This window comes from Enterobacter sp. Taxon_2, assembly GCF_058355295.1.
Map to the genome: position 1 here is coordinate 1,526,897 of NZ_CM178024.1, position 26,659 is coordinate 1,553,555.

19 protein-coding genes are annotated in these 26,659 nt (G+C 57.1%); 12 read left to right on the forward strand and 7 right to left on the reverse strand.

What is annotated here, in order from left to right:
• Nucleotides 1-46: 46 nt before the first annotated feature.
• Nucleotides 47-1,705, forward strand: coding sequence for an ATP-dependent endonuclease (locus AC4IC4_RS07145; protein WP_032649228.1), 1,659 nt, complete (start codon nt 47-49; stop codon nt 1,703-1,705).
• On the opposite strand, the gene AC4IC4_RS07150 is transcribed toward AC4IC4_RS07145, so the two are convergent.
• On the reverse strand, nt 1,702-2,658 hold the full coding sequence (locus AC4IC4_RS07150; RefSeq protein WP_491472443.1) for a VirK/YbjX family protein: 957 nt from the start codon (nt 2,656-2,658) through the stop codon (nt 1,702-1,704). The two genes, AC4IC4_RS07145 and AC4IC4_RS07150, sit on opposite strands and share 4 nt — an antisense overlap.
• Before the next feature lie 159 nt (nt 2,659-2,817).
• On the opposite strand from AC4IC4_RS07150, the gene macA reads away from it, so the two are divergent.
• Nucleotides 2,818-3,933 carry a macrolide transporter subunit MacA gene (macA, locus tag AC4IC4_RS07155; protein ID WP_032649222.1) on the forward strand — a complete coding sequence of 372 codons (1,116 nt, stop codon included), beginning with the start codon at nt 2,818-2,820 and terminating at the stop codon, nt 3,931-3,933.
• Nucleotides 3,930-5,870, forward strand: coding sequence for a macrolide ABC transporter ATP-binding protein/permease MacB (gene macB, locus AC4IC4_RS07160; protein WP_491472444.1), 1,941 nt, complete (start codon nt 3,930-3,932; stop codon nt 5,868-5,870). The genes macA and macB overlap by 4 nt, the downstream gene beginning before the upstream one ends.
• Before the next feature lie 70 nt (nt 5,871-5,940).
• Here macB and cspD read toward each other — a convergent pair whose 3' ends face one another.
• Nucleotides 5,941-6,162 (reverse strand): cold shock-like protein CspD, encoded by a 222-nt coding sequence (cspD, locus tag AC4IC4_RS07165; protein ID WP_006809408.1) that lies wholly within the window; start codon nt 6,160-6,162, stop codon nt 5,941-5,943.
• Nucleotides 6,163-6,429: 267 nt separating this feature from the next.
• Here cspD and clpS point away from each other — a divergent pair, with 267 nt between their 5' ends.
• The 3 genes from clpS to AC4IC4_RS07180 all read left to right on the forward strand — a co-directional run bounded on the left by clpS (nt 6,430) and on the right by AC4IC4_RS07180 (nt 9,758).
• Nucleotides 6,430-6,750, forward strand: coding sequence for an ATP-dependent Clp protease adapter ClpS (gene clpS, locus AC4IC4_RS07170; RefSeq protein ID WP_006174393.1), 321 nt, complete (start codon nt 6,430-6,432; stop codon nt 6,748-6,750).
• A gap of 27 nt (nt 6,751-6,777) precedes the next feature.
• A complete protein-coding gene (clpA, locus tag AC4IC4_RS07175) occupies nt 6,778-9,057 on the forward strand; it encodes an ATP-dependent Clp protease ATP-binding subunit ClpA (protein ID WP_008499992.1) in 2,280 nt (759 codons plus the stop codon).
• 251 nt (nt 9,058-9,308) lie between these two features.
• A complete protein-coding gene (locus tag AC4IC4_RS07180) occupies nt 9,309-9,758 on the forward strand; it encodes a hypothetical protein (RefSeq protein ID WP_491472445.1) in 450 nt (149 codons plus the stop codon).
• Between the two features lie 71 nt (nt 9,759-9,829).
• Here AC4IC4_RS07180 and infA read toward each other — a convergent pair whose 3' ends face one another.
• From infA to trxB, 5 genes are all read right to left on the reverse strand, one after another.
• Complete coding sequence (gene infA / locus AC4IC4_RS07185; protein ID WP_002211347.1) at nt 9,830-10,048, reverse strand: translation initiation factor IF-1; 219 nt, start codon at nt 10,046-10,048, stop codon at nt 9,830-9,832.
• Between the two features lie 284 nt (nt 10,049-10,332).
• Nucleotides 10,333-11,037, reverse strand: coding sequence for a leucyl/phenylalanyl-tRNA--protein transferase (gene aat / locus AC4IC4_RS07190; RefSeq protein ID WP_491472446.1), 705 nt, complete (start codon nt 11,035-11,037; stop codon nt 10,333-10,335).
• A gap of 45 nt (nt 11,038-11,082) precedes the next feature.
• Nucleotides 11,083-12,804 carry a heme ABC transporter ATP-binding protein/permease CydC gene (gene cydC, locus AC4IC4_RS07195; protein ID WP_491472447.1) on the reverse strand — a complete coding sequence of 574 codons (1,722 nt, stop codon included), beginning with the start codon at nt 12,802-12,804 and terminating at the stop codon, nt 11,083-11,085.
• Nucleotides 12,804-14,570, reverse strand: coding sequence for a heme ABC transporter permease/ATP-binding protein CydD (gene cydD / locus AC4IC4_RS07200; RefSeq protein ID WP_491472448.1), 1,767 nt, complete (start codon nt 14,568-14,570; stop codon nt 12,804-12,806). Before cydD ends, cydC begins: the two co-directional genes overlap by 1 nt.
• Before the next feature lie 114 nt (nt 14,571-14,684).
• On the reverse strand, nt 14,685-15,653 hold the full coding sequence (trxB, locus tag AC4IC4_RS07205; protein WP_024907808.1) for a thioredoxin-disulfide reductase: 969 nt from the start codon (nt 15,651-15,653) through the stop codon (nt 14,685-14,687).
• A gap of 545 nt (nt 15,654-16,198) precedes the next feature.
• Here trxB and lrp point away from each other — a divergent pair.
• The 6 genes from lrp (at nt 16,199) to dmsA (ending at nt 26,654) form a co-directional block, all read left to right on the forward strand.
• The gene (gene lrp, locus AC4IC4_RS07210; RefSeq protein WP_000228469.1) at nt 16,199-16,693 is read left to right on the forward strand and encodes a leucine-responsive transcriptional regulator Lrp; all 495 of its coding nucleotides are present in this window, start codon (nt 16,199-16,201) and stop codon (nt 16,691-16,693) included.
• 135 nt (nt 16,694-16,828) lie between these two features.
• On the forward strand, nt 16,829-20,518 hold the full coding sequence (locus AC4IC4_RS07215) for a DNA translocase FtsK 4TM domain-containing protein (protein WP_491472449.1): 3,690 nt from the start codon (nt 16,829-16,831) through the stop codon (nt 20,516-20,518).
• Nucleotides 20,519-20,646: 128 nt separating this feature from the next.
• Nucleotides 20,647-21,261: an outer membrane lipoprotein periplasmic chaperone LolA gene (gene lolA, locus AC4IC4_RS07220; protein ID WP_024907806.1), complete on the forward strand. Its 615-nt coding sequence runs from the start codon at nt 20,647-20,649 to the stop codon at nt 21,259-21,261.
• A 9-nt stretch (nt 21,262-21,270) separates the two neighbouring features.
• Entirely contained in the window at nt 21,271-22,614 is a 1,344-nt protein-coding gene (gene rarA, locus AC4IC4_RS07225) for a replication-associated recombination protein RarA (protein WP_491472450.1), read from the forward strand.
• 92 nt (nt 22,615-22,706) lie between these two features.
• Complete coding sequence (serS, locus tag AC4IC4_RS07230) at nt 22,707-23,999, forward strand: serine--tRNA ligase (protein ID WP_008499983.1); 1,293 nt, start codon at nt 22,707-22,709, stop codon at nt 23,997-23,999.
• Nucleotides 24,000-24,209: 210 nt separating this feature from the next.
• Nucleotides 24,210-26,654 carry a dimethylsulfoxide reductase subunit A gene (gene dmsA / locus AC4IC4_RS07235; RefSeq protein WP_491472451.1) on the forward strand — a complete coding sequence of 815 codons (2,445 nt, stop codon included), beginning with the start codon at nt 24,210-24,212 and terminating at the stop codon, nt 26,652-26,654.
• Nucleotides 26,655-26,659: the final 5 nt, after the last annotated feature.

Below are 26,659 nucleotides of genomic sequence, written 5' to 3' on the forward strand. Positions count from 1 at the left end.
ACTGCTGATAACTTGAAGGAAAAAGTGATCATTTGTCGGGGGATTTATGCTTCTCGAACGTGTGGAAATTGTCGGGTTTCGCGGTATTAACCGTCTGTCGCTGCAGCTGGAGCAGAACAACGTCCTGATCGGCGAGAACGCGTGGGGTAAGTCCAGCCTGCTGGATGCGCTGACATTGCTGCTTTCGCCCGAAGACGATCTGTATCACTTTGTTCGCGACGATTTCTGGTTCCCGCCTGGCGACGTGACGGGGCGCGAGAAGCACCTGCATATCATCCTGACGTTCCGCGAATCCGAGCCCGGACGTCATCGCGTGCGTCGCTTCCGCCCGCTTTCACCCTGCTGGGTGCCGTGCGATGACGGTTTCCACCGGATTTTCTATCGGCTGGAAGGGGAGATGGCGGAGAACGAGGGGGTACTCACCCTGCGTGATTTTCTCGATGAGAAAGCCAACCCGATCCCGCTTGACAATATCGACGATCTGGCCCGCCACCTGATTCGCCTGACGCCGGTGTTACGCCTGCGCGATGCGCGTTTTATGCGGCGTATTCGTAACGGTACCGTACCCAATATGCCGGACGTGGAAGTCACCGCCCGCGAGCTGGATTTTCTGGCAAGAGAGCTGGTATCGCGTCCGCAAAATCTGACCGATGGTCAAATTCGTCAGGGGTTGTCCGCAATGGTGCAACTCCTGGAGCACTATTTTTCCGAGCAGGGAACCTCTGAGTCGCGTCATCGTCTGATGCGCCGCCGTTCTCATGATGAGCAGCGCAGCTGGCGTTACCTCGACATCATTAACCGGATGATCGACCGGCCCGGCGGTCGTACCCATCGGGTGATTTTGCTGGGGCTGTTTTCAACGCTTCTGCAGGCCAAAGGCACCGTTCGTCTTGACCGGGACGCCCGGCCGCTGCTGCTGGTGGAAGACCCGGAAACGCGGCTGCATCCCATCATGCTCTCCGTGGCATGGCATCTGCTGAATCTGCTGCCGCTCCAGCGCATTACGACCACTAATTCCGGTGAATTATTATCGCTGACGCCGGTAGAACACGTCTGTCGTCTGGTCCGTGAGTCCTCCCGCGTCTCCGCTTTCCGGCTTGGGCCGGGTGGTTTGAACGCGGAAGACGGGCGACGCATCGCGTTTCATATTCGCTTTAACCGCGCGTCGTCGCTCTTTGCCCGCTGCTGGCTGCTGGTGGAGGGGGAAACGGAAACCTGGGTTATCAACGAACTGGCGCGCCAGTGCGGCCACCATTTTGATGCGGAAGGCATTAAGGTGATTGAATTCGCCCAGTCGGGACTAAAGCCGCTGATAAAATTTGCTCGCCGGATGGGGATCGAGTGGCACGTTCTGGTCGACGGTGATGAGGCGGGCAAAAAATATGCCTCCACCGTACGCAGCCTGCTGAATAACGAGCGTGAGGAAGAGCGCGACCATTTAACCATGCTCCCTGCGATGGACATGGAACACTTTATGTATCGTCAGGGGTTCGATGACGTCTTCCACCGCATTGCCATGGTGCCGGTCGATGTCCCGATGAACATGCGGCGCGTGATCGCCAAAGCCATTCATCGTTCGTCAAAACCGGATTTAGCCATTGAAGTGGCGACGGAAGCGGGGAGACGGGGCGTAGAGGCGGTACCGACCCTGCTGCGGAAGATGTTTTCCCGCGTGCTGTGGCTGGCACGCGGAAAAGCGGATTAGCGTTGGGTCGCCTGTTTCACCTGCTGAATCAGGCTATCCAGCAGCGCGTAGCGGCGGCGATATTCGGAACGTTTTTTGCTGGCGATCTCTTCCATCGGTTTACGCGGCATGACGAGCGGCAGCATAAAGTTACCGTTGTCCTGTTTTTCACCGCCGATAGAGATCCAGAAACTGTCGTAATCGGCCAACAGCTTCCCCTCTTTTTTCTTGCGGTAGCGCCAGCTGCGATAAATATGGGTATCGTTACTGACGGCGATAATCTGCTCTACTGGGAACGCGGCGCCGAGGGCCATGGCGGCCTCGACCAGGAGACGTTTCGGGAACAGACCATGGCAGGCTTTCGTCGCTCCCTGGATCAGCTCATGGGGAACATGCGCTTTTGCCCCTTGCAAACCGCCAATGAACAGCGTCGATTTTCCCTCAAACTGGCATAGCGTAAAGGTCATCTCCGCCAGCGCCGTATTTTGACTGTCACAGAAAACGAGGGTAGCTTCTCCCTCTTTATCCATAAACGCGTCGGCACACAGGCGGACGGTAAATTGCTGTTCATCTTTTCCGGTTAAGGTCAGCAGGGCCACGCCCGGCTTTGAAAGGTAACCATTAATGAGCGTCGCCGGCAGCTGGCGGCACATCATCTGATAGTGCCAGGACAGCGATTCCAGCACACGCTGTCGATCCATATTGACCGTTAACCACGGACGATGAAGGCGACAGGGCAGCCCTGGCTGAACCTGGAGCATTTGCATCAGGTGCGGATGTTTCGCAAGATCAGACAGCAGGCGAGCGGTGCTGAGCGGTGTCGCCAGTGAACGCAGAATGAACTTGCGTCGATAGGCGGTTTTTTCCCATGCCAGCCCGGGTGCGATCTCACCGAAAGCCAGGTTTTTGAAGAGCTGCCAGCCGGATTTTGGCTGCGGCAGGTTTGAAAGCGATGTATCGATGATAGAAGACATGGTAGATCCTGATCCTTTTGGAATATCGCTATTTCAGCAGGAGAAATGTCAACATCTCGTAAACAAATTAGGACGATTTCGGAGAACAGGGCTTTCGTTGAAGGGGCGTTTAGTTAGAATCAACACTTATCATTGCCAGAACATTTATTTGGAATATTTATGAACCTCAAGGGAAAACGCAGAACGCTGTTTCTGCTACTGGCGGTCGTGGTTTTAGCCGGTGGATACTGGCTTTGGCAGGTGCTGAACGCGCCGGTGCCACAGTATCAGACACTGATTGTTCGCCCGGGCGAACTGCAGCAAAACGTCCTCGCGACGGGCAAGCTTGACGCGCTGCGCAAGGTTGACGTCGGCGCTCAGGTCAGCGGCCAGCTGAAAACGCTGTCGGTTGAGATTGGCGACAAGGTGAAAAAAGGCCAGCTACTCGGCGTTATCGATCCAGAGCAGGCTGAGAACCAGATCCGCGAGGTGGAAGCCACGCTGATGGAACTGCGCGCGCAGCGTGCGCAGGCGCTGGCAGAACGTAACCTGGCCCAGGTGACGCTGACCCGTCAGCAGGCGCTGGCCAAAACCCAGGCGATCTCGAAGCAGGATTTAGATACCGCCACCACTGAACTGGCGGTGAAACAGGCGCAGATTGGCACGATTGACGCGCAAATCAAACGCAATCAGGCCTCGCTGGATACGGCGAAAACCAATCTCGATTACACCCAGATCGTGGCGCCGATGGCCGGTGAGGTCACTCAGATCACCACGCTGCAGGGGCAGACGGTGATTGCCGCGCAGCAGGCGCCAAACATTCTGACGCTGGCGGACATGAGCACCATGCTGGTCAAAGCCCAGGTCTCAGAGGCGGATGTGATCCATCTTAAGCCGGGGCAGAACGCCTGGTTTACGGTACTGGGCGATCCGCAGACGCGTTACGAAGGCGTGCTGAAAGATATTCTGCCGACGCCGGAAAAAGTGAACGACGCTATCTTCTACTATGCCCGTTTTGAAGTGCCAAACCCGCAGGGCGTGCTGCGTCTGGACATGACCGCACAGGTGCATATCCAGCTGACCGGCGTGAAGAACGTGCTGACCATTCCGCTCTCTGCGCTCGGCGAATCCGCCGGGGATAGCCGTTATAAAGTGAAAGTGCTGCGCAACGGGGAGACGCGCGAACGCGAGGTTGTGATTGGCGCGCGCAACGACACTGATGTGGTGGTGGTGAAAGGGCTGGAAGAGGGCGAGGAGGTTGTTGTCAGCGAAAGCCTGCCCGGAGCCGCCAAATGACGGCGCTGCTTGAGCTGAATAACATTCGTCGCAGCTATCCCTCCGGCGATGGCCCGGTGGAGGTGCTGAAAGGCATCTCCCTGCGCGTGGAAGCGGGCGAGATGGTGGCGATTGTCGGCGCATCGGGTTCCGGTAAATCGACACTGATGAACATTCTCGGCTGCCTGGATAAACCCACCAGCGGTACCTATCGCGTGGCCGGGACGGATGTCTCCACGCTGGATAGCGACGCGCTGGCGAAGCTGCGCCGGGAGCACTTCGGCTTTATCTTCCAGCGTTACCATCTGCTTTCTCACCTCAATGCCGCGCAGAACGTGGAAGTACCTGCGGTCTATGCGGGCGTCGAGCGTAAAAAACGCCTCGAGCGCGCGCAGATGCTGCTGACGCGTCTGGGGCTGGCAGAGCGGGTGGAGTACCAGCCCTCGCAGCTTTCCGGCGGCCAGCAGCAGCGTGTGAGTATTGCCCGCGCCCTGATGAACGGCGGGCAGGTGATCCTCGCAGATGAGCCGACCGGCGCGCTCGACAGCCATTCCGGCGAAGAGGTGATGGCGATCCTCCATCAGCTTCGCGATCAGGGGCACACGGTCATCATTGTTACCCACGATCCGCAGGTGGCGGCGCAGGCGGAACGCATTATTGAGATCCACGACGGCGAACTGGTCAGCAATCCGCCGCCGCGCGAGTCCAGAGCAGCGGCGCCGAAAGAAGTGCTTCCGGCATCAACCGGCTGGGGGCAGTTTTCCAGCGGCTTTCGTGAAGCGCTGACCATGGCCTGGCTGGCGATGGCGGCCAACAAAATGCGTACCCTGTTGACGATGCTCGGCATCATCATCGGTATCGCCTCGGTGGTGTCGATTGTGGTGGTGGGCGACGCGGCCAAGCAGCTGGTGCTGGCAGATATCCGCGCCATCGGCACCAATACCATTGACGTCTATCCCGGCAAAGACTTTGGCGACGACGAGCCACAGTATCAGCAGGCGCTGAAATACGACGATCTCGCGGCCATTCAGAAGCAGCCGTGGGTCAACTCCGCCACGCCTGCGGTGTCGCAGAACCTGCGCCTGCGTGTGGGCAATGTCGACGTTGCCGCCAGTGCGAACGGCGTTAGCGGAGACTATTTCAACGTCTACGGCATGACCTTCAGTGAAGGCGCTACCTTTAACGCCGAACAGCTGGCGGGCAGGGCGCAGGTGGTGGTGCTGGACGCGAACTCGCGCAGGCAGCTCTTCCCCAATAAAGTCAACGTGGTAGGCGAAGTGATCCTGGTCGGCAACATGCCTGCCACGGTCATCGGCGTGGCGGAAGAGAAACAGTCGATGTTTGGCAGCAGCAAGATCCTGCGCGTCTGGCTGCCCTACACCACCATCTCCGGGCGGATTATGGGGCAGTCCTGGCTCAACTCCATCACCGTGCGCGTGAAGGAGGGCTACGACAGTGCGCTCGCCGAACAGCAGCTTGAGCGGCTGTTAATCCTGCGCCACGGGAAGAAAGATTTCTTCACCTGGAATATGGACGGCCTCTTGAAAACGGCGGAAAAGACCACACGTACTCTTCAGCTGTTCCTCACGCTGGTGGCGGTGATTTCGCTGGTCGTCGGCGGCATCGGGGTGATGAACATCATGCTGGTGTCGGTAACGGAACGCACCCGGGAGATCGGCATCCGCATGGCGGTCGGGGCCCGCGCCAGTGACGTGCTGCAGCAGTTTTTGATTGAAGCCGTGCTGGTGTGTCTGGTCGGCGGGGCGATGGGCATTGCGCTCTCGATGATGATCGCGTTTGCACTCCAGCTCTTTTTACCCGGCTGGGAGATTGGCTTCTCGCCGGTTGCCATTATTACCGCATTTTTGTGTTCGACCTTTACCGGCATTTTGTTTGGCTGGTTGCCCGCCCGCAATGCGGCGCGGCTGGATCCGGTGGACGCGCTGGCTCGGGAATAACCCGAAAATAAAAATGCCAGCCGATCGGGCTGGCATTTTGACTGCGGGATGTACACAATAAAACAGAGAGCTATGCAACCGTCTCTGCTTCAACGGGTACGATTAGGCTTGCATGATTGCCTTTTGGTCCCTGGTGTACATCGAACCGGACGGACTGCCCGGCTTTGAGCGTTCTGTAACCATCCATCTGAATGGTGGAATAGTGAGCGAAGATATCCTCGCCGCCGCCTTCGGGGCAGATGAAGCCAAACCCTTTGGCGTTGTTGAACCACTTAACAGTACCCATTTCCATGCTTCGACATCCTTCGTAAATCTTATAAGTTAAGATGGAATGAACCGGTGGTGGAGTGGGGGCTGTTCAAAACCTCGCCATCTCACGCTTGTACAATTTAGAGAAACGAAAGAAGTCGTCAAGCGTTTGGCGCTGGAGATGGGACAATAATCAACCAAAGTTTGAAGCAGTTAACGCTATTGCAATAGTTTGTGACAGACATCGCGGATGACAGTAATAGATGATTGTTATCTAACATCTGAGGTAGATTCAAAGTGGTTATGCATAATGGGTAAGACCAACGATTGGCTGGATTTTGACCAGCTGGCGGAAGATAAAGTGCGCGACGCGCTAAAACCGCCATCTATGTATAAAGTTATGTTAATGAACGATGATTACACGCCGATGGAATTTGTTATTGACGTGCTACAAAAGTTCTTTTCTTATGATGTAGAACGTGCAACGCAACTGATGCTTACCGTTCATTATCGTGGCAAAGCTATCTGCGGCATCTTCACAGCCGAAGTGGCGGAAACCAAAGTAGCGATGGTGAACGACTATGCGAGGGAGAACGAGCATCCGTTGCTGTGTACGCTGGAAAAGGCCTGATAAGGCATAAAATTGGGGGAGGTGCCTATGCTCAATCAAGAACTGGAACTCAGTTTAAACATGGCTTTCGCCAGAGCGCGTGAGCACCGACATGAGTTTATGACCGTCGAGCATTTACTGCTCGCACTGCTTAGCAACCCATCTGCCCGCGAAGCGCTGGAAGCCTGCTCCGTGGATCTGGTGGCGCTACGTCAGGAACTCGAAGCCTTCATCGAACAAACCACACCGGTGCTGCCAGCCAGTGAAGAAGAGCGCGACACGCAGCCGACGCTCAGCTTCCAGCGCGTGCTGCAGCGCGCGGTATTCCACGTCCAGTCTTCCGGACGTAGCGAAGTGACTGGCGCAAACGTCTTAGTCGCCATCTTCAGCGAGCAGGAGTCACAGGCTGCCTACCTGTTGCGCAAACATGAAGTCAGCCGCCTCGATGTGGTTAACTTTATTTCTCACGGAACGCGCAAAGACGAGCCTAACCAGGCATCGGATTCCAGCAATCAGGTCAATAACAATGAAGAGCAAGCAGGCGGGGAGGATCGTATGGAAAACTTCACCACCAACCTTAACCAGCTTGCTCGCGTTGGCGGTATCGACCCGCTGATTGGTCGCGATAAAGAGCTGGAGCGCGCGATCCAGGTGCTGTGCCGTCGCCGCAAGAACAACCCGCTGCTGGTGGGGGAATCAGGCGTGGGTAAAACCGCGATTGCCGAGGGTCTTGCCTGGCGCATTGTGCAGGGCGACGTGCCGGAAGTGATTGCCGACTGCACCATCTACTCGCTGGATATCGGCTCGCTGCTGGCGGGCACCAAATACCGCGGTGATTTTGAAAAACGCTTCAAGGCGCTGTTAAAACAGCTGGAGCAGGACACCAACAGCATCCTGTTTATTGATGAGATCCACACCATCATCGGCGCGGGTGCGGCCTCCGGTGGCCAGGTGGATGCGGCTAACCTGATCAAACCGCTGCTCTCCAGCGGCAAGATCCGCGTGATTGGCTCCACGACCTACCAGGAGTTCAGCAACATCTTTGAGAAAGACCGTGCGCTGGCGCGCCGCTTCCAGAAAATCGACGTGACCGAACCGTCCGTCGAGGAAACGGTGCAGATCATCAACGGCCTGAAGCCGAAGTACGAAGCGCACCACGACGTGCGTTACACCGCGAAAGCGGTCCGTGCGGCGGTGGAGCTGGCGGTGAAATACATCAACGATCGTCATCTGCCGGATAAGGCGATTGACGTGATTGACGAGGCAGGTGCGCGTGCGCGTCTGATGCCGGCCAGCAAGCGTAAGAAAACCGTTAACGTGGCGGATATTGAGTCCGTGGTGGCCCGCATCGCGCGTATCCCTGAGAAGAGCGTCTCTCAGAGCGACCGCGACACGCTGCGCACCCTCGGCAATCGCCTGAAAATGCTGGTCTTTGGTCAGGATAAAGCCATCGAGGCCTTAACCGAAGCGATCAAGATGGCCCGTGCCGGACTGGGGCATGACCACAAGCCTGTCGGTTCCTTCCTGTTTGCCGGCCCGACCGGCGTGGGGAAAACCGAGGTAACGGTTCAGCTCTCCAAAGCGCTGGGCATTGAGCTGCTGCGCTTTGATATGTCCGAGTATATGGAGCGTCACACCGTCAGCCGTTTGATTGGTGCGCCTCCGGGCTACGTGGGCTTTGACCAGGGCGGCCTGCTCACCGACGCGGTGATCAAGCATCCGCACGCGGTCCTGCTGCTCGATGAAATCGAGAAGGCGCACCCGGACGTGTTCAACATCCTGCTGCAGGTGATGGACAACGGGACGCTGACTGACAACAACGGGCGCAAGGCGGACTTCCGCAACGTGGTGCTGGTGATGACCACCAACGCCGGTGTACGTGAAACCGAGCGTAAATCCATCGGCCTGATCCACCAGGATAACAGCACCGATGCGATGGAGGAGATCAAGAAGATCTTCACGCCGGAGTTCCGTAACCGTCTGGACAACATTATCTGGTTCGATCACCTGTCTACCGAGGTGATCCATCAGGTGGTGGACAAGTTCATCGTCGAGCTGCAGGTTCAGCTGGATCAGAAAGGCGTGTCGCTGGAAGTGAGCCAGGAGGCCCGCAACTGGCTGGCCGAGAAAGGCTACGACCGTGCGATGGGTGCCCGTCCGATGGCGCGCGTGATTCAGGACAACCTGAAGAAACCGCTGGCGAACGAACTGCTGTTTGGCTCGCTGGTGGACGGCGGCCAGGTGACCGTGGCGCTGGACCAGGCGAAGAACGAACTGACGTACGATTTCCAGAGTGCGGCGAAGCACAAGCCGGAAGCGGCTCACTGAGTTGTAAGATAAAAGCAAAACGGCAACTTCGGTTGCCGTTTTTTTTGTTTTCTCCCTCTCCCCGTGGGAGAGGACTGGGGTGAGGGTAACAGGCCGCAGAGGAATTTTGCGAGGCGCTTTCCAGTTTCTTTCGAAGTCAGTTGCTGGATAAATCCACAGTAATAAAATGGCGGCGCACCTGCAAAATCAGGTGCCGGGATTGGCGTCCTGAAAGTGTGCACAAACCATCTTACGTGCATAAAGGATCACATATGACTGATATTAATAATTTCGCCCAACTTTACAGCGAACTCTCCCTCAACCCCGATCTCCCCACCCTCGCCGAGCGCTGCAAACTGCTCACCGAAATCCTCCTCGACTGCAAATCACTCCCCCAAACGCAGCCCGTTTGCCGTTGCCTCGGGGCTTATCTGGAAGAGGTGAAAACCGGCCTCACGGAATCCATGCGTGATTTTCAGGTGGTGGAATTTGGGGATGAAGCGGAACAACCGCTGCAAAAAGAGTGGTTGCTGGAAGATACAGAAACGAAATGTGACTACTGCCGGGCGTTAAACCACGTGCTGCTGGTGTCGCATTTTGACCGCGATATGTTGCCGCATCTTACGGGATTACTTCACGACATGGCGCATTCTATGGCAGGAGATTTAATCGCTCCTGTACAACCATGGATGACAATACATCTTCCGACGCAGCAACACTAACGCCATAAATAAAAAAGGCCGGGATAATCCCGACCTTTTAAATATTCATCTGCCATTACAGGCGAAAACAATTAGCGACTACGGAAGACAATGCGGCCTTTGCTCAGGTCGTACGGGGTCAGTTCAACAGTCACTTTGTCGCCCGTCAAAATGCGGATGTAGTTTTTGCGCATTTTACCGGAGATGTGCGCAGTTACCACGTGACCGTTTTCCAGCTCTACGCGAAACATGGTATTAGGTAACGTATCAAGTACGGTACCCTGCATTTCAATATTGTCTTCTTTGGCCATCTAATCCTCTGGGGTATCACTACCAAGTTTTGAACCGGCAAGATAATGCCGAAATTCATCAATTAAGTAAAGAATTGCGCGATTAAAACGCAGCAAAACAGTTTCGGCGCATTGCCCAAGCGTCACGGTACAACCGAACAGGAAGCGCATTCGTAAAGGGGAGACGACAGGATAAACGTCAGGACGTTATCTGAAGCGAGGGTCCCAAACGGCGGCGGGGCAACAGGCAGAAGCTACTCTGCGGCGTAATTATAACACCCTCACAAAAAATATGCGGAAAACATTTAGGCATTGGGCATAAAGAGCGTTCTCGGTATCCAGAAGTCGCGCGGGAGTTTCTCCTGACGGCTGGCATCAAGCTGTTCGATGTACTGGCGTCGCGGGATTTCAATAGCACCCAGGGAGGCCGTGTGCTCGTTGAGCACCTGACAATCGATCAGGCGTCCGCCGTGCTGGGCAAACGCCTCGCAGAAGACCAGCAGTGCAGTTTTCGAGGCGTTAACAGCACGAGAGAACATCGACTCGCCGCAAAACAGTGTCCCCTGCGCCACGCCGTACATGCCGCCGACGAGTGCTCCGCCTTCCCATACCTCGATGGAGTGGGCGTAGCCAAGCTCATGGAGCTGGTGGTAGGCGGTAATGATATCGCGGGTTATCCATGTCCCTTCATAACGGTCTTCAGCACAGCCTTCAATGACCTGACCAAAGGCGTGGTTGAGGGTGACGCGGTAAGGTGATTTCGCATGGAAACGCTTCATGCTGCGGCTCACGTGAAACTGCCCTGGCCACAGCACGGCACGCGGATCGGGAGACCACCATAAAATCGGATCGCCAGGGGAAAACCAGGGGAATATACCGCGCTGGTACGCCATTAATAGTCGAGCGGGACTGAGGTCACCACCGAGGGCCAGCAGCCCGTTGGGCTCACGCAGAGCCCCTTCCGGAGAAGGGAACGCGATGTTATGACGAGAAAGCTGGACCAGGCGCATGACAGCAAAACTCCAGTACGCGAGTGAGGACGCTACAAATATAGTCTACAGACGCTGTTTAAACTGGTAGTAGCGACCCTGTTTCGCCAACAGCTCTGCGTGACTACCTTGCTCAATAATGTGTCCGTTGTCCATCACAATTATCCGATCAAAGCTCGCCAGTCCGCGCAGGCGGTGCGTGACCATCAGCACGGTTTTGCCGGTCATAACATTCGCCAGTAAATCAAGGATTTGGCTTTCGGTTGTGGCGTCCAGCCCTTCGGTGGGCTCGTCGAGCAGCATCAGCGGCGCATCGTGCAGCAGCGCGCGCGCAATGGCCAGACGGCGCAGCTCACCGCCGGAGAGCTGACGGCCACCTTCGCCCAGCCAGCTGTTCAATCCCTCGTCCTCAAGCAGCTTTTGCAGTCCGACCTGCTCCAGCATGGTGCAAAGCGCATCATCAGAGGCCTCTGGCGCGGCCAGCAGCAGGTTATCGCGCAGCGTGGCGCTAAACAGATGCACGCGCTGTGGAACGACGCTCACGGTCTTGCGCAGGGCCTGCTCGCTAAAATCAGTCAGCAACGTATTATTAAAACGGATCTGACCGCGCTGCGGATCCCAGGCGCGGGTCAGCAACTGCAGCAGCGTCGATTTACCGCAGCCGGTACGGCCGAGGATCGCAATCCGCTGTCCTGCCTTAACAGAAAGGTTGATACCGTCCAGCGCGTTCTGCGCCTGTTTGTCGTAGGCGAAGGTGACATCTTCCAGCGTTAGCGCAACCTGCTCTGGAACAGCGGTTTGCCCGGCACTGAACGTAACTTCAGGCTCCTGCTCCGCAATCTGGGTGATGCGCAGGGCAGAGGCGATGACCTGACCCAGATGCTGGAAGGCGCCCGTCACCGGGGCCAGCGCTTCAAACGCCGCCAGCGCGCAGAAGACGAAAAGGGCAATAAGAGGACCCGGCTGTGAATTTCCCCCGACATCGCCGGAGGCCAGCCACAGCATGGCTATCACCGCCACGCCGCCGATCAGCATCATCAGCGCCTGAGAGAAGGCCGTCAGCTCCGACTGGCGGCGCTGGGCCTCATGCCAGTTCAGCTCCGTACTTTCCATCCGCGCGCGGTAGCGCTTGCTGGCACCAAAAATGGTCAGCTCAGCCTGCCCCTGAAGCCAGGAGGTTAGCTGCTGACGGTAGTCCCCGCGCAGACGCGTCAGGTTTTCCCCGGTGGATTTCCCGGCGCGGTAAAACAGCGGCGGCAAAATGATGAGCGTCAGCAGCATGATCCCGCCCAGCGTCAGCGCCACGGGAACATCCAGAACAGACAGCCCCAGCGTGACCACCACAATCACCACAAACGCGCCCACGATCGGGGAAATCACGCGCAGGTAAAGGTGATCCAGCGTGTCGACATCCGCCACCACGCGGTTAAGCAACTCGCCCTGACGAAAACGCGCCAGCCCGGCAGGGGAGAGGGGCAGCAGTTTGCTAAAGGTATAGATACGCAGGTGCTGCAGCACGCGGAAAGTGGCGTCGTGGCTGACCAGCCGTTCGAAATAGCGTCCGGCAGTACGGGTGATGGCGGTACCGCGAACCCCGGCAGCCGGAAGCATGTAGTTGAAGCTGTATAATCCGGCGAACCCCGCGACGGCCGAGGCCGACAGGAACCAGCCGGAAAGCGTGAGCAGGCCGATGCTGGCGAGCAGCGTGACAATGGCCAGCACAATCCCCAGCGTCAGCATCCATTTGTGGCGTTTATAGAGCGCAAGATAAGGCAGCAGAGCACGCATCAGATGTCCTCCTGACGGTTCGCCAGCAGGGCGGCAAACGGTCCCTGCGCGGCAACGAGAGAGGCGTAATCGCCTTGCTCAACAATACGGCCGTTCTCCATGACCCAGATCTGGTCCCAGTCGGCAATGCCTTCCAGCTGATGGGTGACCATCAGGGTAGTTTGCTGCCGGGAGGCGGCGTTCAGGGCTTCCATTACGCGCTGCTCGCTGTGGGCATCCAGGCTGGCGGCGGGCTCATCCAGCAGCATCAGCTGGCAAGGATTCAACAACGCGCGGGCAACGGCCACACGCTGCGCCTGTCCGACCGACAGCCCGGCGGACTGGTCACCGACCACGGTATCTACCCCTTGCGGGAGCAGCGGCAGAAACTCGCTGACCCAGGCGCGGTCGAGTACCGATTGCAGTTCATCTTCACGCGCATCCGGGCGCGCCAGCAGGACGTTTTCACGCAGCGTAGCGGCGGGAAGCTGCGGGTTTTGGCCCACCCAGCTGAGCTGTTTACGCCAGGCGTCAGGATCGAGGTTACGCAGTTCGGTTCTGTTGATCCGCAGTGAACCCGTATAGGCCATAAATCCGGATAGCGCATTCAGCAGAGAACTTTTCCCGGAACCGCTGGTGCCGACGAGCACCACGCGTTGTCCGGCAGGTAAGGTAAAGTTCAGCGGACCCGCAAGCACTTTGCCTTCGGGTGACAGAATGGAAAAGTCCTGCGCTTCGATGGTCACGGGCTCTTTAGCATTCAGCGTCACGTCACCGCGCTCCGGGTGTGCCAGCGGCGTTTCCAGGAACGTTTTCAGGCTATCGGCTGCGCCAACCGCCTGGGCTTTGGCGTGATAGAAGGTCCCCAGATCGCGAAGCGGCTGGAAAAACTCCGGGGCCAGGATCAGCGCCAGGAACCCGGCAGAAAGGGTCACCGCCGTGCCGTAATGGCCGAAATCCAGCGCGCCGAGGTAGGAGAACCCGAAGTAGACCGCCACGAGGGCAATCGACAGAGAGGTAAAGAATTCCAGTACGCCGGAAGACAAGAAGGCGAGGCGTAACACTTCCATGGTGCGCTGACGGAAGTCCTGTGACGCCTGGCGAATGTTTTCGGTTTCCGCTTCACCGCGGCCAAAAATGCGTAACGTCTCCATGCCGCGCAGACGATCGAGGAAATGGCCGCTCAGGCGACCCAGTGCCAGGAAGTTACGGCGGTTGGCATCCGCAGCCCCCATCCCGACCAGCGCCATAAACAGTGGGATCAGCGGGGCGGTGCCCATCAGAATCAGTGCAGCCATCCAGTTCACCGGGAAGATGGCGATCACGATCAGCAGCGGAACGAAGACGGCAAGGGCCATCTGCGGCAGATAGCGCGCATAGTAGTCGTGCATATCGTCAATCTGCTCAAGGATCAGCGTCGCCCAGCTACCGGCTGGTTTACCCAGGATCCACGCGGGCCCGGCTTCCTGAAGCCTGTCGAGCACCTGACGGCGGATCTCGTAGCGGATGTGCTGTCCGGCGTGAAAACCGACGCGCTCACGCAGCCACACCACCCAGGCGCGCAGGATAAAAATCAGGATCAGGACAATAAAGGGCAGCAGGAGCGCTTCGCGTGGAATGTTCTCCATGATCATGTGATTAAGAATGCGGGCCAGCAGCCATGCCTGGGCAACAATCAACAGGCCGCTAACGAACCCCAGGAGACGGGAGATCGTAAGCCAGCGGCGGGAAATAACGCTTTGCTGTTTCAGCCAGCGTGTTAACTCTTGTTGACGGGTTTTTTCCATTGCGTACTTTGCAGGTGACGTTATTAGAAATTGGGCAGCGCAATGTTACAACGGGGAGACAATAAAGGCGACTTATCGCCGCCTTTATTTACGTTTGTTACTGACTTGTAAAGATTATTTACCTTGTTCAGCCAGCCCATCGAGGTAGCGTTCAGCGTCCAGCGCGGCCATACAGCCGGTGCCCGCAGAGGTGATCGCCTGACGGTAAATATGGTCCATCACGTCGCCGGCCGCGAACACGCCCGGGATGCTGGTCTGGGTCGCGTTACCGTGAATGCCGGACTGCACTTTGATGTAGCCGTTTTCCAGCTCCAGCTGACCGTCGAAGATCGCGGTGTTCGGGCTGTGACCGATGGCCACAAACAGACCCGCCACTTCCAGCGTTTCGACGTTATCGGTGTTCTGGGTATCACGGATACGCAGACCGGCAACGCCCATCTGGTCGCCCGTCACCTCTTCCAGGGTACGGTTGGTGTGCAGCACGATGTTGCCGCTTGCCACTTTATCCATCAGGCGTTTGATCAGGATCTTCTCCGCGCGGAAGGTGTCGCGACGGTGGATCAGATGCACCTCAGAGGCAATGTTCGCCAGGTAGAGCGCTTCTTCCACGGCGGTGTTGCCGCCGCCGATGACCGCGACTTTCTGATTGCGGTAGAAGAAACCGTCGCAGGTTGCGCAGGCAGAAACGCCGCGGCCTTTGAACGCTTCTTCGGATGGCAGACCGAGGTAACGGGCAGAGGCGCCGGTGGCGATGATCAGCGCGTCACAGGTGTATTCGCCGCTGTCGCCCGTCAGGCGGAACGGACGGTTCTGCAGATCGACCTTATTGATGTGATCGAACAAAATTTCGGTTTCGAATTTAGCAGCATGCTCGTGCATACGCTCCATCAGCAGCGGCCCGGTCAGGTCGTTCGGGTCCCCTGGCCAGTTTTCCACTTCGGTGGTGGTGGTCAGCTGACCGCCTTTTTCCATGCCGGTGATGAGTACCGGGTGCAGGTTAGCGCGTGCAGCATAGACCGCCGCGGTATATCCCGCAGGTCCAGAACCAAGGATTAGCAGCTTACTGTGTTTGGCCGTGCCCATGAGATCCCCATTGTTGTTGGCAGACATTTGGCTGGATTGTAGGGAATTTGTTGTCGTAAAAAAAGAGCGCAGCAATTTTGATATCAATCTGTGTAATAGCCACGGACGATGAATAGCGCGCGATAACATCACGCTTTCTCCTGAAAACCGGTCGTTTGTAAGGCAATAAAATGAGGATTAATACCCTGCCGCAATGAATATCCGGCATGTTGTACTAAAAAACGATGTTTTGCTTTGACAATCCCCTGCGCTTTTGCGAAAACATTCAAGGAAGAAGAAAAAACCGTGTTAACCGTATGCCGCATAGGCATGCACGTAAATGCCATTTTTACCGGGTCAGTGAAATCTACGCATGGCGTGGACAGACGCCATACGTGATGTCGGTGACTGCCTTCGGGCAACGGTCTTCTTACCAACAGAACCCGAATCCGCATCGCGTCTAATACATAATCAGGCGATGTGATGACTAACGGGTACAGGCTCTGAACAGTGATGTGCACAGGGTCCAGGCAGGAGTAGGGAAGGAATACAGAGAGACAATAATAATGGTAGATAGCAAGAAGCGCCCTGGCAAAGATCTCGACCGTATCGATCGTAACATTCTTAATGAATTGCAAAAGGATGGGCGTATTTCCAACGTCGAGCTTTCAAAACGTGTGGGACTTTCCCCGACGCCGTGCCTTGAGCGTGTGCGCCGACTGGAAAGACAGGGTTTCATTCAGGGCTATACTGCTCTGCTGAACCCGCATTATCTGGATGCCTCACTTCTGGTATTTGTTGAGATTACTCTGAATCGTGGTGCGCCGGATGTGTTTGAGCAATTTAACGCCGCTGTACAGAAACTTGAAGAAATTCAAGAGTGTCACCTGGTATCCGGTGATTTCGACTACCTGTTGAAAACCCGTGTGCCTGATATGTCCGCCTACCGTAAGCTGCTGGGTGAAACCCTGCTGCGTCTGCCAGGCGTGAACGACACCCGTACCTATGTGGTGATGGAAGAGGTCAAACAGAGCAATCGTCTGGTTATTAAGACGCGCTAACACGGAACAGGTGCAAAATCAGCGTAGTTTGATTACACTCCTGTTAATCCATACAGCAACAGTGCCGGGGAGTCCCGGCACTGTTGTCCGTTTTAGCAAACAGGCAGGATATGCCTGATACCTGGAGAGCCTTTCTTGAGCCAGGAATACACTGAAGACAAAGAAGTCACACTATCGAAGCTAAGCAGCGGACGTCGTCTCCTCGAGGCTTTGCTGATTGTTATTGCCCTTTTTGCCATCTGGCTGATGGCAGCCTTACTCAGTTTCAACCCCTCGGATCCCAGCTGGTCACAAACTGCATGGCATGAGCCTATCCATAATTTAGGCGGTGTCCCCGGTGCCTGGCTTGCGGACACGCTGTTTTTCATTTTCGGTGTGATGGCCTATACCCTTCCCGTCATTATCATTGGCGGATGCTGGTTTGCGTGGCGTCATCGTCAGAACGATGATTACATCGACTATTTCGCCGTGTCGCTGCGCCTGATTGGCGCGCTGGCGCTGATCCTCACCTCGTGCGGGCTGGCAGCGATTAATGCGGATGATATCTGGTACTTCGCCTCGGGCGGGGTGATCGGCAGTTTGTTGAGCTCTGCGCTACAGCCGATGCTGCACAGCAGCGGCGGCACGCTCGCATTGCTCTGCATCTGGGCGGCCGGGCTGACATTGTTTACCGGCTGGTCCTGGGTGAGCATTGCCGAGAAAATCGGCAGTTTTATCCTCACTATTCTGACCTTCGCCAGCAACCGTACCCGTCGTGACGATACGTGGGTTGATGAAGACGAGTACGAAGAGGAAGAGGAAGATGACGCGCCTGTGCAGCGTCGCGAGTCTCGTCGTGCGCGTATTCTGCGCGGCGCGCTGGCGCGTCGTCAGCGTGTTGCTGAGAAATTTGCCAACCCGCTTGGCCGTAAAACCGATGCGGCGCTCTTCTCCGGTAAACGCATGGATGAAGACGAGCAGGTGGCGTATCGCGCGGCGGGTGTCGCCGTCGATCCTGACGATGTGCTCTTCTCCGGCAGCCGGGCCATGCCGGGTGACTTCGACGAATACGATCCGCTGTTAAATGGCCACTCGGTTACCGAGCCGGTTGCGGCAGCAGCCGCCGCGACGACCGCTGCGCAGGCGTATGCCGCGCCGGTCGACGCTGTGATGTCATCCGCGCCGGTTTCGCCGCCGGAATCCGTTATTCAGCAGCCGCAGGTTGACTGGCAGACTGCGCCCGGTGTTCACACGCCGGAGCCCGTTATCGCGCCTGAACCTGAAAGCTACGTCCCTGTTCAGCAGGAGCAGTGGCAGCAGCCTTATCAGCCGCCGCAGCCTGCGTATGAACCGCAAAATTACCCGTACGATGAACAGCCGGTGGCCCAACCTTATCAGGAGTATGTGCCTGAACCGGTTGAACCTGTGCAGCCTTATGTTGAGCCGCAGCCTGAACCTGAAATCGTGGAAGAGGTGAAGCCCGCCCGCCCACCGCTGTACTATTTCGAAGAAGTCGAAGAGCGTCGTGCGCGTGAACGCGAGCAGCTGGCTGCCTGGTACCAGCCGGTGCCTGAACCGGTGCAGGAGCCGGTGACGAAAGCGCCTTCTGTTTCCGTTCCACCGATCGACCCGACGCCTGCAGTCGCACCGGTAGCGGAAAGTGTGAAGCAGGCTACTGCGGCCGCTGCCGCGGCTGCACCTGTCTTTAGTCTGGCAACAGGGGGCGCGCCACGCCCTCAGGTGAAGGAGGGAATTGGTCCGCAACTGCCTCGCCCTAACCGCGTTCGCGTTCCAACCCGCCGAGAGCTTGCCTCCTACGGTATCAAGCTGCCTTCCCAGCGTATGGCTGAAGAGAAAGCGCGCGAGTCTGACTACGAAGATGACGCCGATGAAATGCAGCAGGACGAGCTGGCCCGCCAGTTCGCTGCGCAGCAGAATCAGCGCTACGGTGAAGAATACCAGCACGATGAACCGATGCTGGAAGATGAAGAGGACGCGGCAGAAGCAGAACTGGCGCGCCAGTTTGCCGCCACCCAGCAGCAGCGCTATTCCGGTGAGCAACCAGCGGGTGCAAACCCGTTCTCGCTGTCTGATTTTGAATTCTCGCCGATGAAGGATCTGGTGGATGATGGCCCGAGCGAGCCTTTATTTACCCCGAGCGTGATGCCGGAAGCAGAGCCTGTGCGCCAGCAGCCAGCATCACAGACATACTCGCAGCCTCAACAACCTGTTCAGCAGCCGTATGCGCAACCGCAGCAGGCACCACAGCCGCCGCAGTTCCAGCAGCCTGTGCCTCAGCCGCAGGAGAGCCTGATTCACCCGCTGCTGATGCGTAACGGTGACAGCCGTCCGCTGCAGCGTCCAAGCACGCCGCTGCCGTCTCTGGATCTGTTAACGCCGCCGCCGTCAGAAGTGGAACCGGTCGATACCTTCGCGCTCGAACAAATGGCGCGTCTGGTCGAAGCCCGTCTGGCTGACTTCCGCATCAAGGCGGACGTGGTGAACTACTCGCCGGGTCCTGTTATCACCCGTTTTGAACTGAATCTGGCGCCTGGCGTTAAAGCCGCGCGCATTTCCAACCTGTCCCGCGACCTGGCGCGTTCTCTGTCGACCGTGGCGGTACGTGTGGTGGAAGTGATTCCGGGCAAGCCTTACGTTGGCCTGGAGCTGCCGAACAAGAAGCGTCAAACCGTCTACCTGCGTGAAGTGCTGGATAACACCAAATTCCGCGATAACCCATCCCCGCTGACCGTGGTGCTGGGTAAAGATATTGCGGGTGATCCGGTGGTGGCAGATCTCGCGAAAATGCCTCACCTGCTGGTCGCGGGTACTACCGGTTCCGGTAAGTCTGTCGGTGTGAACGCCATGATCCTCAGCATGCTGTATAAAGCGCAGCCGGAAGATGTGCGTTTCATCATGATCGACCCGAAAATGCTCGAACTGTCGGTCTATGAAGGCATCCCGCATCTGCTGACCGAAGTTGTGACCGACATGAAAGATGCTGCCAACGCCCTGCGCTGGAGCGTCAATGAGATGGAACGCCGCTACAAGCTGATGTCTGCGCTGGGCGTGCGTAACCTGGCCGGTTATAACGAGAAAATCGCCCAGGCGGTGCGCATGGGACGTCCGATTCCGGATCCTTACTGGAAACCGGGTGACAGCATGGATGCCCAGCATCCGGTGCTGGAAAAACTGCCTTATATCGTCGTGCTGGTCGATGAATTCGCTGACCTGATGATGACCGTCGGTAAGAAGGTGGAAGAGTTGATTGCCCGTCTGGCGCAGAAAGCGCGTGCGGCCGGTATTCACCTTGTGCTGGCGACCCAGCGTCCTTCCGTGGACGTTATTACCGGCCTTATCAAAGCGAACATTCCGACGCGTATCGCCTTTACCGTATCAAGTAAAATTGACTCCCGTACCATTCTTGACCAGGGCGGCGCAGAGTCGCTGCTGGGTATGGGTGACATGCTCTATTCCGGCCCGAACTCCACCTCTCCGGTGCGTGTCCACGGTGCGTTCGTCCGCGATGAGGAAGTTCACGCCGTCGTGCAGGACTGGAAAGCGCGCGGTCGTCCACAATATGTTGACGGCATCACCAGCGATACGGAAAGCGAAGGCGGCGGCGGTGGCTTCGACGGCGGCGAAGAGCTGGATCCGTTATTCGATCAGGCGGTTAGCTTCGTTACCGAAAAACGCAAAGCGTCCATCTCTGGGGTGCAGCGTCAGTTCCGCATCGGCTATAACCGCGCGGCGCGTATCATCGAGCAGATGGAAGCGCAGGGCATTGTGAGCGAGCAGGGGCATAACGGTAACCGCGAGGTGCTGGCACCGCCGCCGTTTGATTAACCTTCAGCGATTGCAAAGAAGGGTAAATCAGCCAAAATTAAGCATTTTCTTCTGTCGCCTGCCTTCGGGCAGGTCCAGAATAGAAGACGGAAACCCCATATCGGGAAGACGTATTTTAAGGAATAACAATGAAAAAAATCGCCATCGCCTGTGCATTACTCACCAGTTTTGTCGCCAGCAGCGTCTGGGCTGATGCAGCCAGCGACCTTAAAAGCCGACTGGATAAAGTAAGCAGCTTCCACGCCAGCTTCACGCAAAAAGTGACTGACGGCAGCGGCAACGCGGTGCAGGAAGGCCAGGGAGATTTGTGGGTAAAACGCCCGAATCTGTTCAACTGGCACATGACCCAGCCGGATGAGAGCATCCTGGTGTCTGACGGCAAAACCTTATGGTTCTTCAACCCGTTCGTTGAGCAGGCTACGGCGACCTGGCTGAAGGATGCCACCAGCAATACGCCGTTTATGCTGATTGCCCGTAACCAGGCCAGCGACTGGCAGCAGTACAATATTAAACAGACGGGTGACGAGTTTGTCCTGACGCCGAAAGGTAGCAACGGCAACCTGAAGCAGTTCACCATTAACGTAAGCACCAACGGTACCATTAATCAGTTCGGCGCGGTTGAGCAGGACGATCAGCGCAGCAGCTACCAGCTTAAATCTCAGCAGAACGGCGCCGTTGATGCATCGAAATTCACCTTTACCCCGCCGAAGGGCGTAACGGTGGACGACCAACGCAATAAGTAAGAGGCGTGAGTGGGCAATCTGTCGCTCGATTTTTCAGATAATGCGTTTCAACCTCTGGCCGCTCGCATGCGGCCAGAAAATTTAGCGCAGTACATCGGCCAGCAACACTTGCTGGCTGCCGGTAAGCCATTGCCGCGCGCCATTGAGGCCGGGCATCTTCACTCCATGATCCTCTGGGGGCCTCCTGGCACCGGCAAGACCACGCTTGCAGAAGTAATCGCCCGTTATGCCAACGCGGACGTCGAACGCATCTCGGCGGTCACCTCCGGTGTGAAAGAGATCCGTGAGGCGATCGAGCGTGCGCGGCAGAACCGCAATGCCGGGCGGCGCACCATCCTCTTCGTGGACGAAGTCCACCGCTTCAACAAGAGCCAGCAGGATGCCTTCCTGCCGCATATTGAAGACGGCACGATCTTCTTCATCGGCGCGACCACCGAAAACCCGTCGTTTGAGCTGAACTCGGCGCTGCTTTCCCGCGCGCGCGTTTACCTGCTCAAATCGCTGACGACCGAGGATATCGAAAAGGTTCTTACTCAGGCGATGGACGACAAAGCGCGGGGCTACGGCGGGCAGGATATCGTTCTGCCTGACGACACGCGTCGTGCGATTGCCGAGCTGGTCAACGGCGATGCGCGTCGGGCGCTGAATACGCTGGAAATGATGGCCGATATGGCCGAAGTTGACGATGCCGGGAAGCGGGTGCTGAAGCAGGAGCTGCTCACCGAAATTGCCGGGGAGCGCAGCGCGCGTTTCGATAACAAAGGCGACCGTTTTTACGACCTGATCTCGGCGCTGCATAAGTCCGTGCGCGGCAGCGCGCCGGATGCGGCGCTTTACTGGTACGCGCGCATTATCACTGCGGGCGGCGATCCGTTATACGTCGCGCGTCGCTGCCTGGCGATTGCATCAGAAGATGTCGGCAATGCCGATCCTCGCGCCATGCAGGTCGCGCTGTCGGCCTGGGACTGCTTCACCCGCGTTGGACCCGCGGAAGGCGAACGTGCCATAGCGCAGGCGATTGTCTATCTGGCCTGCGCGCCGAAAAGCAATGCGGTTTATACCGCCTTCAAAGCGGCGATGTCCGACGCGCGCGAACGCCCGGACTACGATGTGCCGGTTCATCTGCGTAACGCGCCGACCAAGCTGATGAAAGAGATGGGTTACGGGCAGGAGTATCGCTACGCTCACGACGAACCCAATGCCTACGCTGCCGGGGAGGAATATTTCCCGCAGGAGATGGCACAAACGCGCTATTATCGCCCCACAAACAGAGGTCTTGAAGGCAAGATTGGTGAAAAGCTCACCTGGCTCGCCGGACAGGATCAAAATAGCCCTATAAAACGCTACCGTTAGTTCAATCGTTGCGGTAATGTTGGCAATGTATCCTTGTGGCCGCAGGCTGTGGTCACATTTTCCTATTTTAATTCGATAAGCACAGGATAAGCATGCTCGATCCCAATCTGCTGCGTAATGAGCCAGACGCAGTCGCTGAAAAACTGGCACGCCGGGGCTTTAAGCTGGATGTAGATAAGCTGCGCGCTCTTGAAGAGCGTCGTAAAGTTCTGCAGGTACAAACTGAAAATCTGCAGGCAGAGCGTAACTCTCGATCGAAATCCATCGGCCAGGCGAAAGCGCGCGGGGAAGATATTGAGCCATTACGCCTGGAAGTGAACAAACTGGGTGAAGAACTGGATCAGGCGAAAGCTGAGCTGGACGTTCTTCAGGCCGAGATTCGTGATATTGCCCTGGCTATCCCGAATATTCCTGACGACAGCGTGCCTGTCGGCAAAGATGAAAACGACAACGTTGAAGTGAAACGCTGGGGCACGCCTCGTGAGTTTGACTTCGAGGTGCGCGATCACGTGACGCTGGGCGAAATGCACGCGGGCCTGGACTTTGCGGCAGCGGTTAAGCTGACCGGTTCTCGCTTCGTGGTGATGAAAGGCCAGATTGCCCATCTGCACCGTGCGCTGGCGCAGTTCATGCTGGATCTGCACACCGAGCAGCACGGTTACAGCGAAACCTACGTACCGTATCTGGTTAACCACGATACGCTGTACGGTACGGGCCAGCTGCCGAAATTTGCCGGCGATCTGTTCCATACCCGTCCGCTGGACGAGGAAGCAGACAGCAGCAACTACGCGCTGATCCCAACCGCGGAGGTGCCGCTGACTAACCTCGTGCGTGATGAGATCATCGACGAAGACGACCTGCCAATCAAACTGACGGCGCACTCTCCGTGCTTCCGTTCTGAAGCCGGTTCTTACGGTCGCGACACGCGCGGTCTGATCCGTATGCACCAGTTCGACAAAGTTGAGATGGTGCAGATCGTTCGTCCTGAAGAGTCCATGGACGCGCTGGAAGAGATGACCGGCCACGCTGAGAAAGTGCTGGAGCTGCTGGGTCTGCCGTACCGTCGTATGGCGCTGTGTACCGGTGATATGGGCTTTGGCGCCTGCAAGACCTTCGATCTGGAAGTGTGGGTGCCCGCGCAGAACACCTACCGTGAAATTTCCTCCTGCTCTAACGTCTGGGATTTCCAGGCGCGCCGCATGCAGGCTCGCTGCCGCAGCAAATCTGACAAGAAAACCCGTCTGGTGCATACCCTGAACGGTTCTGGTCTGGCTGTAGGCCGTACGCTGGTTGCCGTGCTGGAAAACTACCAGCAGGCAGACGGTCGTATTGAGATCCCTGAAGTGCTGCGTCCATACATGAAAGGCCAGCAGTACATCGGCTAATATTTGTCTTAAAACAAAAAAGCGCCTCAGGGCGCTTTTTTTATGCCTTTGATTTGATACGAAGCAATAACCTCTCCCTCTAAAGTAGTAATACTCCTCCGAATGAAAGTCAGCACAAAAAGCTGATAACGAAGACATTCGTTATATATAAAACTACATAGCGGTATGCACCGCCTCTCTTTTCTTTGTGAGCAACCAAAGTGAGTCTCTATGAAAATCAACGCGCCTGAAGCATTAATGGCTGCCGAGGTCACTCGCCGTGGGTTGATGAAAACCACGGCCATAGGCGGCCTGGCCGTAGCCAGCAGTGCCTTCACGCTCCCCTTTACCCGACTGGCGTCGGCGGCAGAGGCTCTGTCTCCGGCCACTTCGCCGGAAAAAGTGGTGTGGAGTGCCTGTACCGTCAACTGCGGTAGCCGTTGTCCGCTACGTATGCATGTGGTGGATGGTGAAATTAAATATGTCGAAACCGACAATACCGGGGACGATAATTACGAAGGGTTACATCAGGTCCGTGCCTGCCTGCGTGGTCGCTCCATGCGTCGTCGTGTCTATAATCCGGACCGCTTGAAATACCCGATGAAGCGCGTCGGTAAGCGCGGGGAAGGGAAGTTCGAGCGAATTAGCTGGGACGAAGCCTACGACATCATCGCCACCAACATGCAGCGTTTGATTAAAGAGTACGGTAATGAATCTATCTACCTGAACTACGGTACCGGGACGCTTGGCGGCACGCTGACCCGCTCCTGGCCACCGGGTAAAACGCTGGTGGCGCGCCTGATGAACTGCTGCGGCGGTTATCTCAATCACTATGGCGACTACTCCTCGGCGCAGATCGCGGCAGGGTTGAACTACACCTACGGCGGCTGGGCTGACGGCAACAGCCCGTCCGATATCGAAAACAGTAAGCTGGTCGTGCTGTTCGGTAACAACCCGGGTGAAACCCGCATGAGCGGTGGCGGAGTAACCTACTACCTCGAACAGGCTCGCGCTAAATCCAATGCCCGCATGATCATCATCGATCCGCGCTATACCGACACCGGTGCCGGACGCGAAGATGAGTGGATCCCCATTCGTCCGGGCACTGATGCGGCGCTGGTCTCGGCGCTGGCGTGGGTGATGATCACCGAAAACCTTGTCGATCAACCTTTCCTGGATAAATACTGCGTCGGCTATGACGAGAAAACCCTGCCCGCCAGCGCGCCGGCTAACGGTCACTACAAGGCGTATATCCTCGGTCAGGGCAGCGATGGTGTAGCAAAAACGCCGGAATGGGCGTCCACCATCACCGGCATCCCGCCAGAGCGTATCGTTCAGCTTGCGCGTGAGATTGGCTCAGCCAAACCGGCCTACATCAGCCAGGGCTGGGGGCCGCAGCGTCATGCGAACGGTGAAATCGCGACCCGAGCCATCTCCATGCTCTCCATTCTGACCGGCAACGTCGGCATTCACGGCGGTAACACCGGCGCGCGTGAAGGCTCATATGAAGTGCCGTTCGAACGTATGCCGACGCTGGATAACCCGGTTCAGACCAGCATCTCCATGTTTATGTGGACCGATGCGATCGAACGGGGTCCGGAAATGACCGCCCTGCGCGACGGCGTACGCGGCAAAGACAAGCTGGACGTGCCGATCAAGATGATCTGGAACTATGCCGGTAACTGTCTCATCAACCAGCATTCAGAAATCAACCGCACCCATGAAATCCTGCAGGATGACAAGAAGTGCGAGATGATTGTAGTGATCGACTGCCACATGACCTCCTCGGCAAAATATGCCGATATCCTGCTGCCGGACTGCACCGCCTCTGAGCAGATGGATTTCGCGCTGGACGCCTCCTGCGGCAACATGTCCTACGTGATCTTTACCGACCAGGCGATTAAACCGCGCTTTGAGTGCAAAACCATTTATGAGATGACCTCTGAGCTGGCGAAACGTCTTGGCGTTGAGCAGCAGTTTACCGAGGGACGTACTCAGGAAGGGTGGATGCGCCATCTGCATGAACTCTCCCGTAAGGCGATTCCTGACCTGCCGGACTTTGATACCTTCCGCAAGCAGGGGATGTACAAACAGCGCGATCCGGAAGGGCACCACGTGGCGTACAAAGCGTTCCGTGAAGATCCGCAGGCGAACCCTCTGACCACGCCGTCGGGCAAAATCGAAATCTACTCCGAAGCACTGGCAAACATTGCGTCAACGTGGGAGCTGCCGGAAGGGGACGTCATCGATCCGCTGCCGATCTACACGCCGGGCTTTGAAAACTACAACGATCCGCTGACGGCGAAATTCCCGCTGCAGCTGACCGGTTTCCACTACAAAGCGCGCGTGCACTCCACCTACGGCAACGTCGACGTGCTGAAAGCCGCCTGCCGTCAGGAGATGTGGATCAACCCGATGGATGCGAAAGCGCGCGGCATCAGCAATGGCGATCGCGTACGCATCTTCAACGGTCGCGGCGAGGTGCACATTGAGGCCAAAGTGACGCCGCGCATGATGCCAGGCGTGGTGGCGCTGGGGGAAGGGGCCTGGTACAGCCCTGATGCCAACCGCATCGACCAGGCGGGCAGTATTAACGTGCTGACCACGCAGCGTCCGTCGCCGCTGGCGAAGGGCAACCCATCCCACACAAACCTTGTCCAGGTTGAAAAGGTTTAAGGAGT

Coding starts and splice junctions, on each gene's coding strand:
- AC4IC4_RS07145 (WP_032649228.1), top strand. CDS start 47: ATGCTTCTCGAACGTGTGGAAATTGTCGGGTTTCGCGGTATTAACCGT.
- AC4IC4_RS07150 (WP_491472443.1), bottom strand. CDS start 2,658: ATGTCTTCTATCATCGATACATCGCTTTCAAACCTGCCGCAGCCAAAA.
- macA (WP_032649222.1), top strand. CDS start 2,818: ATGAACCTCAAGGGAAAACGCAGAACGCTGTTTCTGCTACTGGCGGTC.
- macB (WP_491472444.1), top strand. CDS start 3,930: ATGACGGCGCTGCTTGAGCTGAATAACATTCGTCGCAGCTATCCCTCC.
- cspD (WP_006809408.1), bottom strand. CDS start 6,162: ATGGAAATGGGTACTGTTAAGTGGTTCAACAACGCCAAAGGGTTTGGC.
- clpS (WP_006174393.1), top strand. CDS start 6,430: ATGGGTAAGACCAACGATTGGCTGGATTTTGACCAGCTGGCGGAAGAT.
- clpA (WP_008499992.1), top strand. CDS start 6,778: ATGCTCAATCAAGAACTGGAACTCAGTTTAAACATGGCTTTCGCCAGA.
- AC4IC4_RS07180 (WP_491472445.1), top strand. CDS start 9,309: ATGACTGATATTAATAATTTCGCCCAACTTTACAGCGAACTCTCCCTC.
- infA (WP_002211347.1), bottom strand. CDS start 10,048: ATGGCCAAAGAAGACAATATTGAAATGCAGGGTACCGTACTTGATACG.
- aat (WP_491472446.1), bottom strand. CDS start 11,037: ATGCGCCTGGTCCAGCTTTCTCGTCATAACATCGCGTTCCCTTCTCCG.
- cydC (WP_491472447.1), bottom strand. CDS start 12,804: ATGCGTGCTCTGCTGCCTTATCTTGCGCTCTATAAACGCCACAAATGG.
- cydD (WP_491472448.1), bottom strand. CDS start 14,570: ATGGAAAAAACCCGTCAACAAGAGTTAACACGCTGGCTGAAACAGCAA.
- trxB (WP_024907808.1), bottom strand. CDS start 15,653: ATGGGCACGGCCAAACACAGTAAGCTGCTAATCCTTGGTTCTGGACCT.
- lrp (WP_000228469.1), top strand. CDS start 16,199: ATGGTAGATAGCAAGAAGCGCCCTGGCAAAGATCTCGACCGTATCGAT.
- lolA (WP_024907806.1), top strand. CDS start 20,647: ATGAAAAAAATCGCCATCGCCTGTGCATTACTCACCAGTTTTGTCGCC.
- serS (WP_008499983.1), top strand. CDS start 22,707: ATGCTCGATCCCAATCTGCTGCGTAATGAGCCAGACGCAGTCGCTGAA.
- dmsA (WP_491472451.1), top strand. CDS start 24,210: ATGAAAATCAACGCGCCTGAAGCATTAATGGCTGCCGAGGTCACTCGC.